The sequence below is a fragment of the Mesorhizobium sp. C432A genome (assembly GCF_030323145.1).
Taxonomy (GTDB): domain Bacteria; phylum Pseudomonadota; class Alphaproteobacteria; order Rhizobiales; family Rhizobiaceae; genus Mesorhizobium.
Genome location: NZ_CP100470.1, coordinates 4,616,061 through 4,633,568, shown reverse-complemented (window position 1 = coordinate 4,633,568; position 17,508 = coordinate 4,616,061). Strand labels below are relative to the sequence as shown.

General features: G+C 59.9%; 24 protein-coding genes and 1 pseudogene. 13 read left to right on the top strand and 12 right to left on the bottom strand.

Annotated elements, in window-relative coordinates; all coding sequences use genetic code 11:
• The first annotated feature begins 33 nt into the window (after positions 1-33).
• The 7 genes and pseudogenes from NLY33_RS22670 (at position 34) to NLY33_RS22640 (ending at position 6,265) form a co-directional block, all read left to right on the top strand.
• Positions 34-975: a sugar ABC transporter substrate-binding protein gene (locus tag NLY33_RS22670; protein ID WP_023689426.1), complete on the top strand. Its 942-nt coding sequence runs from the start codon at positions 34-36 to the stop codon at positions 973-975.
• Between the two features lie 61 nt (positions 976-1,036).
• Complete coding sequence (locus tag NLY33_RS22665; protein WP_050588831.1) at positions 1,037-2,041, top strand: ABC transporter permease; 1,005 nt, start codon at positions 1,037-1,039, stop codon at positions 2,039-2,041.
• Positions 2,038-2,820, top strand: coding sequence for an ATP-binding cassette domain-containing protein (locus NLY33_RS22660; protein ID WP_023693351.1), 783 nt, complete (start codon positions 2,038-2,040; stop codon positions 2,818-2,820). Before NLY33_RS22665 ends, NLY33_RS22660 begins: the two co-directional genes overlap by 4 nt.
• 10 nt (positions 2,821-2,830) lie before the next feature.
• Positions 2,831-4,006 carry an aldose 1-epimerase family protein gene (locus NLY33_RS22655; protein WP_023708922.1) on the top strand — a complete coding sequence of 392 codons (1,176 nt, stop codon included), beginning with the start codon at positions 2,831-2,833 and terminating at the stop codon, positions 4,004-4,006.
• A gap of 117 nt (positions 4,007-4,123) precedes the next feature.
• Positions 4,124-5,218, top strand: coding sequence for a fatty acid desaturase family protein (locus NLY33_RS22650; protein WP_023709721.1), 1,095 nt, complete (start codon positions 4,124-4,126; stop codon positions 5,216-5,218).
• Positions 5,219-5,245: 27 nt separating this feature from the next.
• Positions 5,246-5,540: pseudogene (locus tag NLY33_RS22645) on the top strand (Rieske 2Fe-2S domain-containing protein).
• Positions 5,541-5,908: 368 nt separating this feature from the next.
• Positions 5,909-6,265 carry a hypothetical protein gene (locus NLY33_RS22640; RefSeq protein WP_156932493.1) on the top strand — a complete coding sequence of 119 codons (357 nt, stop codon included), beginning with the start codon at positions 5,909-5,911 and terminating at the stop codon, positions 6,263-6,265.
• Between the two features lie 246 nt (positions 6,266-6,511).
• On the opposite strand, the gene NLY33_RS22635 is transcribed toward NLY33_RS22640, so the two are convergent.
• The 6 genes from NLY33_RS22635 to NLY33_RS22610 form a co-directional block, all read right to left on the bottom strand.
• Positions 6,512-6,901, bottom strand: coding sequence for a hypothetical protein (locus NLY33_RS22635; RefSeq protein WP_286439031.1), 390 nt, complete (start codon positions 6,899-6,901; stop codon positions 6,512-6,514).
• A 110-nt stretch (positions 6,902-7,011) separates the two neighbouring features.
• The gene (locus NLY33_RS22630; RefSeq protein ID WP_023708917.1) at positions 7,012-7,218 is read right to left on the bottom strand and encodes a hypothetical protein; all 207 of its coding nucleotides are present in this window, start codon (positions 7,216-7,218) and stop codon (positions 7,012-7,014) included.
• A gap of 195 nt (positions 7,219-7,413) precedes the next feature.
• Positions 7,414-7,854: a hypothetical protein gene (locus NLY33_RS22625; protein WP_023709414.1), complete on the bottom strand. Its 441-nt coding sequence runs from the start codon at positions 7,852-7,854 to the stop codon at positions 7,414-7,416.
• A 38-nt stretch (positions 7,855-7,892) separates the two neighbouring features.
• A complete protein-coding gene (locus NLY33_RS22620; RefSeq protein WP_023708915.1) occupies positions 7,893-8,249 on the bottom strand; it encodes a hypothetical protein in 357 nt (118 codons plus the stop codon).
• 188 nt (positions 8,250-8,437) lie between these two features.
• Positions 8,438-8,677, bottom strand: coding sequence for a DUF4142 domain-containing protein (locus tag NLY33_RS22615; protein ID WP_023709413.1), 240 nt, complete (start codon positions 8,675-8,677; stop codon positions 8,438-8,440).
• Entirely contained in the window at positions 8,674-8,949 is a 276-nt protein-coding gene (locus NLY33_RS22610; protein ID WP_023708912.1) for a DUF4142 domain-containing protein, read from the bottom strand. The genes NLY33_RS22615 and NLY33_RS22610 overlap by 4 nt, the downstream gene beginning before the upstream one ends.
• 647 nt (positions 8,950-9,596) lie before the next feature.
• Here NLY33_RS22610 and NLY33_RS22605 point away from each other — a divergent pair.
• The 3 genes from NLY33_RS22605 (at position 9,597) to NLY33_RS22595 (ending at position 11,150) form a co-directional block, all read left to right on the top strand.
• On the top strand, positions 9,597-10,094 hold the full coding sequence (locus tag NLY33_RS22605; protein WP_031196803.1) for a hypothetical protein: 498 nt from the start codon (positions 9,597-9,599) through the stop codon (positions 10,092-10,094).
• A gap of 36 nt (positions 10,095-10,130) precedes the next feature.
• A complete protein-coding gene (locus NLY33_RS22600) occupies positions 10,131-10,523 on the top strand; it encodes a hypothetical protein (protein ID WP_023708909.1) in 393 nt (130 codons plus the stop codon).
• A 417-nt stretch (positions 10,524-10,940) separates the two neighbouring features.
• Complete coding sequence (locus NLY33_RS22595) at positions 10,941-11,150, top strand: hypothetical protein (RefSeq protein WP_023708908.1); 210 nt, start codon at positions 10,941-10,943, stop codon at positions 11,148-11,150.
• On the opposite strand, the gene NLY33_RS22590 is transcribed toward NLY33_RS22595, so the two are convergent.
• From NLY33_RS22590 to NLY33_RS22580, 3 genes are all read right to left on the bottom strand, one after another.
• Positions 11,147-11,479: a hypothetical protein gene (locus tag NLY33_RS22590; protein ID WP_023708907.1), complete on the bottom strand. Its 333-nt coding sequence runs from the start codon at positions 11,477-11,479 to the stop codon at positions 11,147-11,149. The genes NLY33_RS22595 and NLY33_RS22590 overlap by 4 nt on opposite strands.
• A 471-nt stretch (positions 11,480-11,950) precedes the next feature.
• Positions 11,951-12,202, bottom strand: a complete 252-nt coding sequence (locus tag NLY33_RS22585; RefSeq protein WP_023708906.1) for a hypothetical protein — start codon at positions 12,200-12,202, stop codon at positions 11,951-11,953.
• Positions 12,203-12,623: 421 nt separating this feature from the next.
• Positions 12,624-13,085 (bottom strand): Ros/MucR family transcriptional regulator, encoded by a 462-nt coding sequence (locus NLY33_RS22580; RefSeq protein ID WP_023708904.1) that lies wholly within the window; start codon positions 13,083-13,085, stop codon positions 12,624-12,626.
• 263 nt (positions 13,086-13,348) lie between these two features.
• Between NLY33_RS22580 and NLY33_RS22575 the strand changes: the two genes are divergently transcribed.
• The 3 genes from NLY33_RS22575 (at position 13,349) to NLY33_RS22565 (ending at position 15,281) form a co-directional block, all read left to right on the top strand.
• The gene (locus tag NLY33_RS22575) at positions 13,349-14,098 is read left to right on the top strand and encodes a Crp/Fnr family transcriptional regulator (protein ID WP_023708903.1); all 750 of its coding nucleotides are present in this window, start codon (positions 13,349-13,351) and stop codon (positions 14,096-14,098) included.
• 366 nt (positions 14,099-14,464) lie between these two features.
• A complete protein-coding gene (locus NLY33_RS22570; protein ID WP_023750619.1) occupies positions 14,465-15,007 on the top strand; it encodes a hybrid sensor histidine kinase/response regulator in 543 nt (180 codons plus the stop codon).
• Complete coding sequence (locus tag NLY33_RS22565) at positions 14,955-15,281, top strand: sensor histidine kinase (protein ID WP_196814989.1); 327 nt, start codon at positions 14,955-14,957, stop codon at positions 15,279-15,281. Before NLY33_RS22570 ends, NLY33_RS22565 begins: the two co-directional genes overlap by 53 nt.
• 144 nt (positions 15,282-15,425) lie before the next feature.
• Here NLY33_RS22565 and NLY33_RS22560 read toward each other — a convergent pair whose 3' ends face one another.
• The 3 genes from NLY33_RS22560 to NLY33_RS22550 all read right to left on the bottom strand — a co-directional run bounded on the left by NLY33_RS22560 (position 15,426) and on the right by NLY33_RS22550 (position 16,993).
• Positions 15,426-15,719, bottom strand: a complete 294-nt coding sequence (locus tag NLY33_RS22560) for a helix-turn-helix domain-containing protein (RefSeq protein ID WP_081726104.1) — start codon at positions 15,717-15,719, stop codon at positions 15,426-15,428.
• A gap of 324 nt (positions 15,720-16,043) precedes the next feature.
• Positions 16,044-16,343 carry a DUF1236 domain-containing protein gene (locus NLY33_RS22555; RefSeq protein ID WP_023669226.1) on the bottom strand — a complete coding sequence of 100 codons (300 nt, stop codon included), beginning with the start codon at positions 16,341-16,343 and terminating at the stop codon, positions 16,044-16,046.
• Between the two features lie 383 nt (positions 16,344-16,726).
• A complete protein-coding gene (locus NLY33_RS22550; RefSeq protein WP_156932494.1) occupies positions 16,727-16,993 on the bottom strand; it encodes a hypothetical protein in 267 nt (88 codons plus the stop codon).
• Positions 16,994-17,508: the final 515 nt, after the last annotated feature.

Sequence of the window (17,508 nt, the reverse complement as noted above, 5' to 3'; positions counted from 1 at the left end):
ATGGCGGCGCAGCTCCAACCAAGGGAGGAATGAATGTTGAAATTCGCATTGAAAGTGGCTGCCGCGGCAACGCTGGTAGCCGGGGTCTCCTTGAGCCTGCCGGCATTCGCGCAGGACGGCCAGAAGACCTTCTATCTGCTGTCGCATGGTGGCCCTTCGGACGCGTTCTGGATCGACTGGAATGCCGGCGCGACCAAGGCCTGCGACCAGCTCAAGGTGACCTGCAAGATCTCGTTCAGCGGCGGCGACATGGCGGCGCAGAAGGAGGCTTTCAACTCGGCGCTCGCCGCCAAGCCGGACGGCATCGCTACCACCTCGGCTCAGCCCGGCCTGTGGACGGAGGAGGTGAAGGCCGCCAAGGCCGCCGGCATACCGATCGTGTTCTTCAACACCGACGATCCGGCGACCGGGCGGCAGGCCTATGTCGGGGCCGACCTCAGGGAAGCGGGCGTCATCTGGGCCAAGTATCTCGTCGACCACAAGATGGTGAAGCAGGGCGACAAGGTGTTCCTGCCGGTCGAAGTGCCGGGCGCCAGCTACCAGCAGCTCGAGACCGAGGGCATCGCCAGCGTCTTCGATCCGCTCGGCATCAAGTACGACGTGGTCGATTGCGGCACCGACCCAGCCGGCATCATCGCCAAGATGACCGACTACATGGTCGCCAACAATCCGCCGGCAATCATTGCACTGGGCGATTCCGTGGCAGCAAGCATCAAACGCGTCTTCGACGGGGCCGGTGTGTCGGCCGGCAAGGTCCCGGTCGTCGGCTGGGGCAACTCAAAGGAGACGGCCGAGGCGGTCAAGTCCGGCTTCGTCAATGCTGCGGCCTGGCAGTACCCGTCGGCGCAGGGCTTCATGCCGGTGGCGCTGCTCGGGCTTGCGGCCTCTGGCGAGCCGATCGGCTACGACATTCACACATTCAGCCTCTACGACGCCTCGAGCGTCGAGCCGATCCTGAAACTCTACAACAAGTGACGACAATCGGCGCCCGCCCCGAAATGGCGGGCGCCGGACGAAACGCATGGTCCTGACAGATATGGCAATCACAGCAGACGACGACACGCAGCGAGCGAAGGGCAGGTCTGCGCTGCTGCGTTCGCCGCAATTCTCCTCGCTCGTCATCCTCATCGTGCTGCTCGTGGTGTTCGCCATCGCCGACGGCAACTTCCTGTCGCCGCTCAACATATCCAACATGATGGCGTTCCTGCCCGAGCTCGGCATCATCGCGCTCGGCATGACGCTGCTGCTGACGGCGGGCGAGTTCGATCTGTCGGTCGGCGCCGTGTTCGGCCTTGCGCCCGTGGTGGTGATGCTGCTGGTGCAGAATGGCGGTATCGACATCGGCGTCGCCCTCCTGGCCGGGCTTGTGCTGTGCATCGCGATCGGCGCCATCAACGGGCTGATCGTCACCAAGATCGGCATTTCCTCGTTCCTGGTCACGCTGTCGATGCTGCTCGTCGTGCGCGGCGCGGCGCTCTACATCACGCAGGGATTCCCCCTGAAGTCGTGGGACCAGCCCGGCTTCTTCGTCACGCTGCTTGCCGGCAGCTTCAATGTAGGCTCGTTCCGGTTCTACACCTCGCTCTGGTGGTTCATCGGCCTGTCGCTGCTGGCGATTTACATCCTGCGCTACGCGAAGCTCGGCAACTGGATCAGCGCCATCGGCAGCAACCGCAACGCAGCGGTGGCGCGCGGCGTGCCGGCCGACGCGGTCAAGATCTGGCTGTTCATCCTGACCTCGGTGGTGGCCGGGCTGGCCGGCATGATCAGCGCGTTCCGGATTTCGGCCGCCTCGCCGGTGGCCGGCACCGGCTACGAACTCGAAGTGATCGCCATGGTGGTGGTCGGCGGCACGGCGCTCACTGGCGGGCGCGGCACCATCCTCGGCACCATCGTCGGCGCGCTGATGCTGCGCGCCATCCGCAACGGCATCGTGCTGATCGGCGTGCCGGGCTTGGCATACAACATCTTCGTCGGCGTCATCATCCTCGCCATGCTCATCCTGCACGCTTTGCTGCAGAAGAACGCCGCAAGGAGCTGACGATGGAAGTGCTGCGTCTGCAAGACCTGCAAAAGTCCTTCGGCAACGTGCGTGCGCTGAAGAACGCCTCGTTCACCCTCAACGAAGGCGAGGTGGTTGCCCTGCTTGGCGACAATGGCGCCGGCAAGTCGACGCTGATCAAAGCGATCTCCGGCGTCTTCCCGGCCGACCACGGCGACATCTTCGTGCGCGGCGAGAAGGCGTCGATCCGCTCGACGCGCGACGCAATGGACCTCGGCATCGAGACTATCCATCAGGACACATCGCTCGCGCCGGACCTCAGCATCGCGCGCAATCTTTTCTTGGGTCGGGAGCCGGTCAATTTCGGCTGGCTCGGCGTGTTCGCGCCCCTCGACCTCGCCAAGCTTCGCAACGCCGCCTCGGCGCTGCTGAAGCGGGTCGGCATTTCGAAAAAGCTCGATGCAGATGCGCTGGTGAGCACGCTCTCGGGCGGTGAGCGGCAATCGATCGCGATCTCGCGCGCCATGCAGTTCGCCGCCAAGGTGATCATACTCGACGAGCCGACCAACAATCTTGGCGTCGAGGAAACCCACGGCGTGCTGCGCTTCGTCAAGGAGGTGCGCGACGCCGGCCACTCGGTGCTGCTCATCACCCACAACATCCACCACGTGTTCCAGGTCGCCGACCGCATCATCGTCATGCGCCGCGGCGAAATCGTCGCGGAACAGACGGTCGCCGACACCGACCTGTTGACGGTGGAAAGCATCATCACCGGCGCCGACATGTCGGCCTTGCTCAAGGAGGCGAGGGCAAAGTGAAGGACGTCGCATGGTAGAGCTTTACGGCAAGACGCTGTCGCGAAGGCAGGTGGCCGAGCGGTCCGGCATGCTGTCGCAGTTCGCCGGCGTGCGGCTGATGACGCTCGGCGACGGCGTGGAGCGCGGCATCCGGATGCTCGAGTTCCGCACCGGCTCCGGCCTGCGCTTCACGGCGCTGGTCGACCGGGCGCTCGATATCGCCGATTGCGACTTCCGGGGCCAGGCGATCGGCTGGCATTCGCCGAGCGGCTTTCGCCACCCCGGACTGCACGAGCATGAAGGGGAGGACGGCTTCGCCTTTGGCCGGTCGTTCTCGGGGCTGCTCGTCACCTGCGGCCTCGACCATATACTGGGCCGGGAAGACGTGCCGGCCGAAAGCTACAATTATCCGGGGCGCAAGCGGGTATTGCATTCGCTGCATGGCCGCATCGGCACCGTGCCGGCGCGGCTGACCGGCTACGGCGAGGCCTGGGACGGCGACCGCTGCGTGCTGTGGGCGGAAGGCATCGTCCAGCAGGCAACCGTGTTCGGCGAGGATCTCCATTTGCTGCGCCGCATCGAGGCCGATGTCGGCGGCAGCGAGATCCGGCTGTCGGACCGCGTCGTCAATCATGGTTTCAGCCGCACGCCGCACATGTATTTCTATCACGTCAACGTCAGCCATCCCTTGCTCGACGAGGGTTCGCGCTACCTGGCGCCGATCCGGGATGTCGTCTGGGCGGCGCACGCCGGCGATCGTTACGAGGCTCAGAAGGTCGGCTACCGAACCGTGCCGGCGCCGCAGCTGGGATTCAGTGAGCAGGTCTGGGAGCACGAGCTTGGCGCCGATGCGGCGGGCGAGGTGCCGGTGGCCGTCGTCAATGATCACCTGGGCCTCGGCTTCGAGGTCGTTACCCGCAAGGATCAGCTGCCCTGCACCTATCAGTGGCAGAACTTCCAGGCCGGCCTATATGCGTTGGGAATCGAACCCTCGACGCATCATGTTCTGGGCAATCTCGCCGCGCGCGAACGGGGCGAGATGATCTGGCTGGACCATGGCGAAAGCCGCTCCTATGACGCCGTGTTCCGGGTGCTCGACGGTGCCGGTCAGATCGCCCAAGCGGAAGCGAGGATAGGGTCGATCGCCCGGCAGCCGCAACAGGATTACCCTGCGCCGTCGGGCGCTTTTGCGAGACTGCAGGCGTGACCGGCTTGAAACACACGATCGGTTGCCGCGGCGGGCGGGAAGTGCGCCGGAATACGGAAGCAGGCGCGGCCCGGCCGACCCCAGGCGGCCCTTGCGGAGCGCAGGCGGGAAACGGAGATGACGATGACGGCAAGCAGGAAGCGCGACTACAGCCTGGTCGGTGAAAGCACCAAGCGCGCCATCGAGACCGGATTGGCTTCGGCCGAATGGTATCACACCGATGTCCCGCGCAAGGCGATCAAGGAGTTGATGCAACGCTCCGACGGGCCGGCGATCCGCGACACGATCATCTGGGTCGCGGCGATCCTGGTGTCGGCCGCCGGCATCGTATGGTTCTGGGGCACGTGGTGGGTGGTGCCGTTCCTGTTCGTCTATGGCGTGCTTTACGGCTCGTCGAGCGACTCGCGCTGGCACGAATGCGGCCACGGCACCGCGTTCCGGACGCGCTGGATGAACGATGTCGTCTACCAGATCTCAAGCTTCATGCTGATGCGCAACCCAGTGCAATGGCGCTGGAGCCATGCCCGCCATCACACCGATACCATCATCGTCGGCCGCGATGCCGAAATCGCCGTCATGCGCCCCCCAGATCTGCTGCGGGCGGCGCTCGCCTTCACCGGTATTCTCGATTTCCGCTATTCGCTGCCGACGCTGGTGCGCCAGGCGTTCGGCAAGCTGTCCGATGAAGAGAAGAGCTATATCCCCGAGATGGAGCAGCACAAGGCGGTGATCGCTGCGCGCTGGCATGTCGCCATCTATGCGGCGACAGTCGGGCTGGCGTTGTTCACGTGGTCGCTGCTGCCGCTGGTGCTGATCGGCCTGCCGCGCCTCTATGGCAGCTGGCACATGGTGCTGACAGGGTTGCTGCAGCATATCGGCCTGGCCGACAATGTCGTCGACCACCGGCTGAACACGCGCACCGTCTACATGAACCCGGTCAGCCGCTTCATCTACTGGAACATGAATTATCACGTCGAACACCATATGTTCCCGATGGTGCCCTATCATGCGCTGCCAAGACTGCACGAGCTGATCAAGCACGACCTGCCGGTGGCGAACCCGTCGATGTGGCATGCCTATCGCGAGGTCTGGCCGGTGCTGCTTCGACAGCTGAAATATGAGGATTTCTATCTTAAGCGGAAATTGCCGCCGACAGCCAGACCCTATCGCGGCGAATTTCACCAGGTGGATATGTCGGCGGCCGCTGAATAGCGACAGCGAATTTTGCCGGAGCCGGAGATTGCTGACTGGATCGAAGCGTGCGCGGTGGACGACATCTCCAAAGAGGATGTCATCTGCTTCGATCCTCCCGGTTTGCCGCTCGCCCGATGACGAGTTCTTCGCCACCGACGGATATTGGACGCATGAGAAGGCGCATCTAGCCGAAAGCTGGTGATCGACGACGTCATCGATGCCCGAAGCACAATGGCCGCTTCAATTACAACACCGGCCAGGCCAGGGCGCGCCGGTCTGCGTCAATCTCGCGATCTATCCGGTGAGAATCGAGGCCGGCAACGTGATGATCCAGATCTGACGCGTGGTAACCGATCCAGCACCGCGTCTAGCAAACACAGAGTGACGTTTTCATGAGCCGAAAGAGGCCGACCGTCGCGATCTGCGCGCGATGAAGCGCCAGCTGACCATGCTGCGCGTGCTGACCATGGACGTAGTCGGGGCCGTCGAGCGGGAGTGGGTCGATCAACTCGGTGCCGCCAGAGCTGTGCTGAACCCTATATCGCGATGCGGCCCCCAGCCTGTTCACCGTGCCGGGCTAGAATTTCTTCGAGATCGGCACCGCCGACGATTTTCTTAGTTGGGCTTTCCGGCTCCGGGCGCCGACGCCGTCATTGCAGCGCCGGCTATGCCACGGTCACCGTGCCCAGACATATGTGCTCGGCCCCTTTGGACCCTGATCGACAAGATCCTGATTCACTGCTGCTTCTGCTGATCAGCTTTGAGGTGCTGATTGTGCGGTTTGATCCGCCAGCGTTGATACTGGGCGCTACCGCGATCGAAGCGGAAGGACAGCGCCTGCCAGCGGCAAAACGACCGCCTGCGCAAGATCAGTTTGAGGGAAGGAGATGGAAATTATTGGTGCGCAGCGAGCGCGGCAAAGCTGCGCAGGTGATCGTGGCTGGAAAGCGTCGCTACAAAGGCGGTGCGTTTGTCAGTTTGGAAGCCGACACGCGTCCGGCAGACGACGGTGATCTCGTGGCTGACTGCGGCGCGGGATTATTGTTGAACGACGGCAGGAAGTAGGCTCGTTGCTACGCCGTGCGTCCAGGACTCGGGTTGGAGTGGATTATGGTTCGGGGTCACGATAGGAGATCTGCGCAGCCTCGAACCTCCAGTGCTTGCCGCATGTTGGGCAGGGTACAATTGTCACTTTCACGCTCGACCTGCCCGCGTGTGCGTCAGCATGACGATACACTCAAATTCTCACCACGGCTCAAGGTCCTCCTCGATAGCGACATGCCGTAAGCGAGCCGCCCCGGGAAACTGACTTCAATTCCTTCGCAGCCGCAACGAGGCGCGGTCATTCCCGGCGGCTATGATGAACTCCATCGCCTGCTCAGGCGTTATGCCGTTCTGCTGGGCAAAATGGAAGTGTTCGTTGCGTTCGTTGGACGAGACCCGGTTCCTGTCGCCAAAATCACGCTCGCTTTTGTTGTCCGTCATCATCTTCTCCTTCAACCTCAATTCGTCGGCCCGAACCGCCCGCTGGAGCAAAACTTCCGAAACCGCCGAACGCGGAGGCTGATCGAGCCTCGCTAGGGCTGCTGCAAGTAGACGAAAGCTCCAACTGGCCAAAGCTGGAGGGTTGTCGAATGCCGGGGTGAGGTCGGCGCACGCCGTGGCATCGCGTCGGCGACCTTCACCACCCGCCCAGAACACGGACGGGAGCAGCCTCGGAATGATTTGCCCGACCGCCAGGCAATGAAGATGGAACTACGCGACACCGAGTTCCTCGTCCTGTGGCATCAGCAGACGCTCTCGTGGATGTCTTACCCGGCATTCTCGCCGGAATGATCGAAGTGGATGGCGAGGCCAAAGGCGAGCGCTCGCTCGGCGATCATATTGACAAGATGGCTTTCGCCGATCGACAGCGCCGGAAGGGCCTCTTTCAACGCCTCGAGAGCATGCCGTGTCGACAAAAGACCCCGCCGCTTGCGGCTGCTCACATATTGATCGATCAGGCACTCCAGTGGCATCTGCCTGCCTCCGCTTCGGACAGGATCTCGTAGCGTGGCTGCGGAGCGACAGCATTCACATTGGTTAAGAGACGGCGGCGAACGCCATCATGCATGCCGCCAACAGACGGCGGTGGGGCTGATTTACGCCGGGTTGGAGCGCTATCCTAGGGTAAGCATGGCGCGACCGTCGCGCCGGGTTCGGACATTTCGATGCTACTGCTCCGGTACCGCGGAGGTTTGTGGATGGTTGCGTGCCGCCTCGGCGATTTCCGGAATGAACTTCGTCGCGGTGCAGCTTCGGTTTACATTGTCGTGGGCGGTAAATACCTCTTGCCCGCAGACTTGCGAAGCGAGCGCGATCGGCACATGCACCGCCAGTGGTAACTCGGTCTCAGCCACTCCTAGATGTCTTGCAACCTGTTGCTTCACCTCCGGCCGGCCGAGCGAGACGTCAACGCCGACATCATCCTTGGCGGTCGGCGACGATCCTTGCGCCGGCAGACGATCGTGCTTGCCTGTTTGCGATGAGTCGCCGGATTGTTGAGCCGGCTGACTTGTCTGCGCAGATGCCTGGGCGCCCAAAATCAGCGAGGCCCCCAGCCCCAAAAAAGCCCGGAGCCCCAAAGACACAATCCGAAGTCCGAATGTGCTCATTGTCATGTTCCTCACCGTGGGTTCAAACTTGGCGCCGCTCAGAGGTCGGTGTTGCTTCGGCCTCTTTCGAAGACAGGGATGTCTTCTTCGTCCTCATCATTGTCACCGTTTGGTATGTCCTCGGCGTAGCTGCGGGTCAGTTCCTCGGTTTCGCTTAAGCCGTCCATCGTCTCATTGGCGCCTGCCCCTTCATCATGACGACCGGTAATTTCGCTGCGGGGCCTTGCGCCGATCGACTGGTCGACATCGTCGGCTCCCACGAAACCTGGCTCCGCGCCGTGCCTGTCTTCGTGGCCCACGGGGCTGTCCAACACGGCGGCATCCTCCGGGCGAATGGGTTCATCATTGGCGAAGTCACTTCGTCTCGAATGCGAGGTCTCGTTTTGCTTTGGCATGTCAGGTCTCCTGTTCGTTTGGCAACTTCGACGACGCTGGTGCTTGCACGCCGGACTACCTGAGCGACGTACCTTTAGAGTTCCTGCATCGACCACCGCTTAAAGGTTGCAGCGTCCCTGAGGGCGGAGGCAGTGTTGGCCACAGACTCCACATCGCCGCGAAGAACCAACGTCGTGGCCAGATCCACTCAGCACTGAGAACCGCTCTTGCTCAGTTGCTGGGCAAGTTTGAAATGCTGCCGGATGACCGGCGCGGTCTTTTTCGCATGGGCCGCCAGATGTTTTGCCTGACCGTTTTCTGCATAGGAGGTCATCAGCGTCAGGGCTTCCTGGTGCGCTGCCACCTGGGCGTCGATATAGGCGTTATCGAACGCCCCGCTGCTGTCGTTGCTCAACGCTTCCAATTGGGCAGCATGCTTGCTTGTCATCTCCGGCGCCACTGCGACGTCGTCCTTCTTTGCCCCGCAATGAGCCGCTTGGAAGAGGTCGTGTGGTCCTTGATCATCATGCGAGCGAATTCCTTCACTCGTGATGTCTTCGATTTCCGCAGTGCCAATTCACTCGACTGGATCTCGAACATATCTGAGCTCGCAGCTGCTTTGACAAATTCCTGCGGGGACGTCGTCGCGGTCTGAGCCATTGCCCCCGGGCTGATGAGACCGATGGCGATCGCAGCTAAAAGCGCTTTGACGAAATGCATGTTGTGCTCCTGCAATATTGCTTAACTGGCCCAACACGGCCGAGCTGCCGTTGTTCCCCTTTTGGTGACAATAAATACGGGGCGGCAGGCGTGGACCCCGGATGGCTCCGGCTCAGGGCTTTGATCATAGATCCGGCCGTAGCCAAGACCGGTGACTGCGCGGAGCTCAGCGCGGCCGTCGGCTTGGTGGGCAGCACGTTGTGCGACATTCAAATCTCCTAAAGAAATCGTCGGCCATCGTCGCGATGCTTCAGGCAGACCAGTGCGATTTTGCAGGGTTGCGCTGACGGGATTCTGATTCGGCCCGCCGGTCGGGTTCGTCAAGAGGAGCTAATATAGCATTGTATGTCAGATCGGCGGTATTAGCCGCTTACTGACGTCGCATGGTCCATCTCTGAATCTTGTTGCACCGCACAATATTATTGACGATGGGGTGCTTAGGCAAGGATATTGAATGACAAGTAGAGGAATCACGTCCGAGTCAAAGTAAAATTTTATTATATCTGACTCTTGCTAATTACCAAGTAATGACCCAAGACGCATCTTTCGCGGGCCGTTAGCTTGTTTTTAAACTTTAGTGCGTCACTATCGGGTCCGTAAATGCCCAAAAATGTCCCATCCTTTGAAGGGCAACAAGGAGGCGTACTATGGCAAGAATTTTTGAAATTCTTATGGGCAGTCTGACTGCCGGATCTGTTCTCGCAATTCTTTGCATGCCAGCGACAGCAGCTGGAATTAGTGTCGGAGGCGTCGGCGGGGTATCCGTCGGCAGCGGAGGCGCCAGCGCTAATGTGGGCGGCAACAGCGGCGCTACGGCTAGCGTGTCCCTAGGCGGTTCTGGGGCAAATGCCGCAGCCTCCGTCGGCGACACTGGCGGAGCGACTGCTTCCATCGGAACCGGCAGCGCCAATGTCGGTGTCGTCACCGGGGTTGGTACCGACGTAAATGTCGGCGTTGGAACCAATCCAGCCGCCAACCCCAGCAACCCGACCGCTTCGAGCAACCCGAATCTGGCTAGCGTTGTCGGCGATATGTCGAACGCCCAGGTCACTCGGATGAAGAAGCGCTGCGTCGAAGTGCTTAGCAACGAAGACACCTATGATCGTGACCTGCGCCGGTTCTGCCTGCTGATCTCGCGCCGCTAACCAGCGACCCCTTTCCGACCTGTCGGGGCTGTCGACATGACACTCTCCAGTTCCGACAGTGGAAGCCCGCCCGCCGAAAGGTTGGGCGGGCTTTTACAGTCAGCGTCCTTCCATCCGCAGCAGACAATCGCGCTTGGCATCAGCGACCTGGCCGAGCAAGCGATGGAAGACCGCGCGGACAAGCTGGGCATATCCTGCGCAGAGGAGGTCGGCAGCGTGTACGCGGCGATTCTCGGTGCTATCGTGCACCGCGATGCCGCTTGGCTGACTGACCGAGGCCGCGCTATATCGCGCCCGGCGGGCGTATTCAGTTCAGCGAGCCTCTGCCGGGGGGAAGCCAAGACCATCTTTCACTTGCTCGACAAGGCCGGACTTGAATGCAAGGTGTCGAAGCGCAAGGACAGCAAATACCGTCGACCAACTGGCTGAAGGCCAAGTGCTTTGCGAACGACGAGTTCGATCTGCTCGGCGTCGAGCGTGAAGCGGGCAAGCCGGCGTTCGCTGAGGATGACACAAATCGCCGTGCCTAAGAAAGATCAGGAGCGCGCCACCTACGCCTGGATGTACGGCGCCCAAGCGTGCAAGGATGGCAAGGAGCGTGAGGTGCCATTACTGGCAGGAACATGCCGACGGGTGGCTGCAGGGTTTTGACGGTGTGCCGATGGCTGGTTTTGGATAGACCAAGACCGTCAACGACGAGATGGAAGCCGAGGTCGACGAAGCCGCCGTCGAGCGGCCCGACGAATAGCCATTTTGCCATGTGCCGTATGTTCGTTTTTGATTGAAGAATGGGTTTCGTTGGGCCTATAAAGATTGCGTTTACCATTGCCTTTTTGGGAGGATGCGATGGTTGCAACGCCCATAGATATCGCTCAAGCGGCCACTGCGACTACGGCCACCTTGCTGAAGTGGCAGAAGTCCATGGAGGAACGCGCCACGTTTCGCCAGAACATGGATCAATCGCGCAGGGCGATCCAAGCCTCACGCGATCTGCTGAAGCGCCTTCGTCAACGTCATCGCGACGACGATAGCGGCGCGGATGCGCTAAAGGATTAGCCGCCAGGGCAGATGTGAGACGGAGGTCCGGGAACGGATTGGGGCCACGTGCGGCACCTAATGTCGCGATGGTGATGGCCGATGATGTGCTTGAACAGGAGATTGCCCATCTCCTGCATTGCCGTCATATCCGGGTAAGCCGCTAAAACGGAGCCTTCACCACCGACGCTGCCGAGCAGCGGGATCAACACGAAGCTGTCATCCCGAAACTTGCTTATGGTGGTGATCGTGAAATCGTAGTCGGGATAGGCCTCATCAAGCAGGGCGCTGATCTCGGCGAGGAATTCAGGCGTCTCGAACTGTGCGCCGATCGGCGGCACCACAATCATGTCTTTGCATACTTGCATCTCGCGCCTTCCCAAGCCGTCTCATCGTGAGCGGCTGTTCCGCCAAGGTCAAATCACGTCTTCCCTGCCGATGATCTGGAGTCAGCAAAGTTATTCACACGTCGACAAGATGATTAGAATTGTCGCGGTTCGGTTAAGACCTCGATCATGAGGCGTGGCGCATCGTGTTGTTGGGTCTACATATTGCCTTCCTGACCCTACCCGGTAGCTCAAGCCCGTTGCCGTAATTGGCAACGGGTTTTTTTACGTCTTCATCTGGCACAGTTGATCTAATGGTATGGAAACGCGACGACAACAAGCAATTCTGCCTTAAGCGGTCGATTCCTCGGATGTAGCCGTGACTACGAAAACCCGCTGTTGCGCGCGCGGCGGGGTTTCTTGGCATCAAGACGCTACCCCGCCATCAGGCCCGTTGCTTAATTGCGGCGGCCTTTACAGGTCCGGCGCCGCTATCTACTGCTGAATAGGTGGAGTCACGAGACCCGGAAAGGGCAACACGTTGCCGCCCGTCCCCCGCCGGCGGCGCAGTTCAATCTCGCGATAGACCAGGGTGCCCATCACCATTTCCGCGCTGGCGATTTCCGATCTCGATGGCAACGACTTGAGCAATTGGTGCAGTTGTCGCGTTTCCATGGTCGCAATGTGGGCGGCAATGGCTTCGATGCTATCGCCCAAATTCGCCAGTAACCCTGCGGACATCTGCATCGCGCTACTCTACAGCCGGGAAAACGTGTTGAGATGCAGACGCGACCTTTGGCCTTCTGCAAAGGCCAAAGCATAGGATTCGAGCTTGAATGATCGGGTGAGTTCCTGGTCTTCCTCGACCACGCGAACAAACCACTCGCCACAGGCTTCGCCAACTTCGACACAAGGGCGTGCTTTGCGAATTGGAATTATATCAGCCAGGGCGTTGCCTCCCAGCAATCAGGCCAAACGGGATTGTAACGTCGTAAGCGGTCTTCAACAAGAAGAGTTTGGGCAGCAATACGAAACTGAGGTGTGGGCCACAAATGGCCGGCGCCATGGGTTGGGGAACCTGGGTGGGCACCGGCCAAGAGCGGACAGGTCCGCCGCGATGCATACATCGTCGATTGGTGCCGCAGTGGTAATGGTGTGATCGCGGAAGCTACGCTTTAGCCTTAGCCGCCGGCCTTGCCTTGCCCGTTACAGTTGCCGTGGGCTGCGGTGCCTTCCTACCCAGACCGATCGACTTCGCCATGGCAGACCGTGAGGCCGCATAGTTGGGAGCGACCATCGGATAAGTGGATGGCAAGTTCCACTTTGTTCGATACGCGTCAGGAGTGAGACCGAAATCCACGCGCAGATGTCGCCGAAGGGTTTTGAACCGCTTACCATCTTCAAGACAGATGATGTAATCGGGAAATACTGACTTCTTCGGATTTACCGCAGGCACTGGTTCTTCGGTCGCGGCAGCCACGCGATGGCCAATCCCAGACAGCGACGCGTGCACTGAGGCTATCAGGTCCGCCAAACCCGCGACCGGCACGGGATTGTTGCTGACGTACGCCGATACCACATCCGCCGTGAGTTCTACCAGTTCAGGGGCGTGGTCGGGGGCGTCGGTCATGGTGTGAGTCCTCGAATTTGAGAACGATCTATTATAGCTGCTGCCGCAGCTGCGCAACTCGAGGCCCGATGATGGGCCGCTTCCCTCGTAATCCTGTTGAGCCTGTGTTTGCCGATGGAGGAAAGGACCATCCGAAGCAGTGCCAGACTTATCACAGGTTAAGTCGGTCCGGTGTTTATGATATAAGGTCGGGCATCATTCGCGTTCTGCTGGCCGCGGGTGACTGAGAGACCATAGCGCTCCCGCCCAAACGGAGAGCCGACATGCTTTATCAAAGCCCATTAACCGCCAAGTTCCATCGTGCCTTCACCCTCACGTCAGGTGAGCGTCAAGCTCTCGACGCGGTAAGAATAAGGATCGTTGCGATTGGCGCAAACCAGAACTTGGTTCGCGAAGGCGACCAGCCGTCCCGGTGCATAATGGTCCTGGCTGGCTTAGCCAGCACCTCGAAGGTAACAGGAGACGGGAAGCGTCAGGTCACTGCTTATCATGTGCCTGGCGACATGCCCGATCTGTTGAGCCTGCACCTCGATCTGTTGGATAGCGACGTTCGAACGGTGAGCGCTTGCAGTGTTGGCTTCATAGATCACTCGGCTATACGGCTGCTCTGCGAACGCCACCCCAGGCTGGCGGCAAATCTTTGGCGAACGACACTGGTTGATGCATCGATTTTCCGCGAATGGGTGGTCAATGTCGGGAAGCGCCAAGCGCTTGGCCGAGTGGCCCACCTTCTCTGTGAAATCATGCTACGTATGGAAGACGCCGGACTCGCGTCCGATCAAACCTGCGCTTTTGCTGTGACTCAAGCTGACCTTGGCGAGGCGACAGGGCTGTCGGCAGTCCACATCAACCGCACGCTCAAGTCTCTTCGGGAGAAGCGCCTTACATCACTTGTGAATGGCCAATTGACCATCCATGATTGGGAAGGACTGGCCTTTCTTGCTGAGTTCCGGCACGATTACCTGCACTCAGCAAGGACCAATAAAACGGCCGAGTTCATGTCAATGCACTGATTGCTCCAGGGGAAAATCGCCAGAAATGCGGATTGGCTCCAAGGGTAGCCGGACCACTTGTTGGCCTTCGCTGACCATCAGCGGTGCGATCGCCCCCCAAACATGTTTTGCCATGGTGGCGCGGCGGAAATGATCAGCAGGTTGATACCAAGCCTGTCTGGCTTGCTTCTTTTTGATGCGGGAGGCGGGGCCGCCTTGCCCCAGGCCAAACGCAGGCCCCAAACGAAACCGGCCTCACTTGGTGCACGCTCCTTTTACCGCGCGGTCAATGCTTTGATGGCGCGTCGAAGCGTTAGCGCAAGGGGTTCACTTGCGCGCAGAGTGCATTCGAATGCTTACCGGCCCACACGGGCGTTGACTATCCGTATGGCCGTCTGGGTCGTGGAGGTTAACTGGGACGGGACACCTGCTCTCCTTGCCAGCCTTCGGAACGTTTCCTCGCAGCGTGCGCAGGAGGAACGTCGACGTCAATCCCAGAAGCTCGGAGCAATTGGCCGCCTCGCAGCCGGCATAGTTCACGATATCAACAATCTGATAGCAGCGTTCGACTCGGGCCTGCGGCTCCTGCAAAAGCAACTCGCCGAAAATCCCGGCGATCCGAAATCAGCCATCCTGATCGACGAACTGCTCAAACGAACACAGAACGGCGGGGCACTTACGCAGCAATTGCTTGCGTTTTCTCGGCGCCAGTCGCTTACGCCCGAAGGCATTGATCTGAACGGACGGATCGAACAGCTTTCGATGCTGCTGGAACGAACGCTCGGGAGTGCAATCAAAATTGAACGCAACTTGGAAGCGGCGCTTGGCCCTGTTCTGGTCGACCCCAACCAGCTCGATGTCGCCATGCTCAATCTCGATGAACGCCAAGGACGCCATGGCCGGCGTGGGAACGCTCACAATCGAGACTAGCGATGTCCCTGACGACATCGACGACGTGCATTCACTGGCGGGTTCGTGCGTTCGTATGACCGTGCGCGATGCCGGTTGCGGCATGAACAAGGAGATTCTGGCGCAGGTCTTCGAGCCGTTCTTCACCACCAAACCCGATGGACGCGGGACTGGACTTGGACTTAGCCAGGTTTATGGCTTCGTCCAACAATCCGGCGGGCACATTCGGATCGAGAGCGAAGCTGGTGAAGGAACAAGCGTCCATCTTTTTCTGCCGCGTGTGCAGAAGCAGTAACCAAGCTCTGCCGGGATCGCTTTGCATTGGGTATGGCGGAAGTGACGTGGCCAGTCCGCCAAAGCAATCCCGTAGAGCGACATAATGGGTGGTTAGCGGCCGCTTTAGAGATCGGGTGCAGAGGGTACACGGGCTTTTCCCCCTTTATCCTTTTTTCTCCCGGCCGCGCCACCGTCTATTATCGGCGGCTAGTCCGCTATCACCTTCTGAGCGGGTTAACGATGGAGTGCCTTGGACGGTGAAAACGATTCCGGCATCCTCAAACGCTTTGCGGATGGCGGCGATGTTGTGGGGACGCGGTTTCCTGTATCCGTTCTCAAAAGCGCTGATCACCATCTCGCTAAGATTGGCCTTGGCGGCAAGTCGCACACGCGGCCAGTTCAATAGGGCTCGTGCTGCTCTGACTTGATCTGCTGAGAGTAGGGTTCGGCTGTCCATAGCCAGTCGAACATTTAGTATCGCTAAACTGTTCCTCTTGACCTTCTGCGATTTCTAACGGTGTGAGGCCGGCCTGTCGCAAGCCGTCATCGATTATGGCTGCAACCTTTCGGACGGTTGTTACCTCGGCTCCAACAAGACGTGCTGCCTGCATTCTTGCTTGGAGATCAGCCAAGCGGGCAACCAGGGCTTGCGTCCTCTCGAGTTCAGGGTTCGTCATGTTCATTGTCCAGCTGAGTGGCAATTTGAATTTGTCCGGCTGAGTAGCGTTTGAATGCACACACTCGCCACCCAAGGGTGGCGAGCGTGGGTTCGTTCGAAATCTCAGTCGTAAACTTTCACGATCTTGCGGGTGCCCGGATCGACCAGGACCGTGCGGTTGTCGACCACCACGTAACGGTATTTGACGTTCGGGACCTCGTGGATCTCCACAGTTTCCGGCAGAGCTGTCCCGACGTTCAATTCCACGCCGGGAAGGTTCACCGAAGCCAAGGGCTGCTTCTTGACATACTCACGGATGACCGTGTCCTGTTCCGGCTGGATGATAATGTCGTCAGCGGCGGCGGAGCCGATCCCCGCCAAGAGCAACATGGCTGCGGCGGTGTTCACAAAGTGCATCTTCATATCTTCTCTCCTGCAAGGACCGGCACACGACGATCATCGTCCCGCACTGCCCGGCAACCAACTTTGAACCGGGGTAAACGTTCCCGCCTACGCACCTTTGTCTAATCCGATTGGTCTAAAGTCCGACCGTACAACGCAATGGTCTTACCTTTGGACTAGGCGGAACGGATTAGGGCTTCAGGTTGTTGGTTCTCCACAACGGGAGAGAACAAATGGATCAAAGTGTTGGCCAGGCGCGATGGTTGCTCGCACCGATTTTTGCAACAGCCGTTACCTTTCTGGTAATGGCGGTCGTCCTTAGCTGACATGTCTTGGATCGGCGCAGCCAGGTCCCTTCCTGCGCTGATAGGATTCGCGAGTTGCTTGAGCGGCTGGCGAATCCTCTATTTTACCGTGCGCTGGGCCTGCTCCTTCAGCAGGCGGGGCGCTTCGTTCAGCTCATGTAAGTTGGGAGGTTTACTATGGATCGGCGATCCTTTTTGACAGCGATGTTTGGCGTTGCAGGGGCAGCAGCCTTTGCAAGCGCGGTCCGGCCTATCAACGCATTGGCCGGTGTTCCAGCGGCCAAAAGCGGCATTCTCGAAGAACTCGACGCGCCAGACGCCTTCGACAACGAAGGTACTCACGCGGAAGTGGAGCCGGTCAACCATCGGCGCTACTACGACCAAGATTACGACCCAGACTACGACCCAGATTACTACCACCGGCGCCGCCGCCGGCGGGGCTGGAGAAGAGTCTGCCGTAGTTACTGGCGACACGGGCGCCGTCGGGTCCGGTGCTATCGCCGACGTGGTCCTTCGGTCGTCTTGCGATTTTAGCTAGTCGGCTGCTTCTGCCCATGGCCCGTTCCGGCTGACGTGCTGAGAACGGGCCGGTACGATTCCTTTTTCGTGGCAAACGCAATCCATCTGAGGGCACTCATCAGCAGCGCCGATGGACCTGACTTACAGCTTGGTGGTGTCGCTGTGGTGCGCCAGGAGCGGTCTGACGATCCCTCTTGTGCAGCCCTTCGGCTGCCGCCAGCCTGGGAAAGCTTTTCGGAACGTTTGGTTCTGGCCGTTAGGCCACGGGCCAAGCTCAGCCATCAGGACACCCCGCAAGCGATGAGCAGCGGGGCCTGGTAAGGCCCGGCGACCTCCTTTTGACATACGGGGAGAAACCAAGA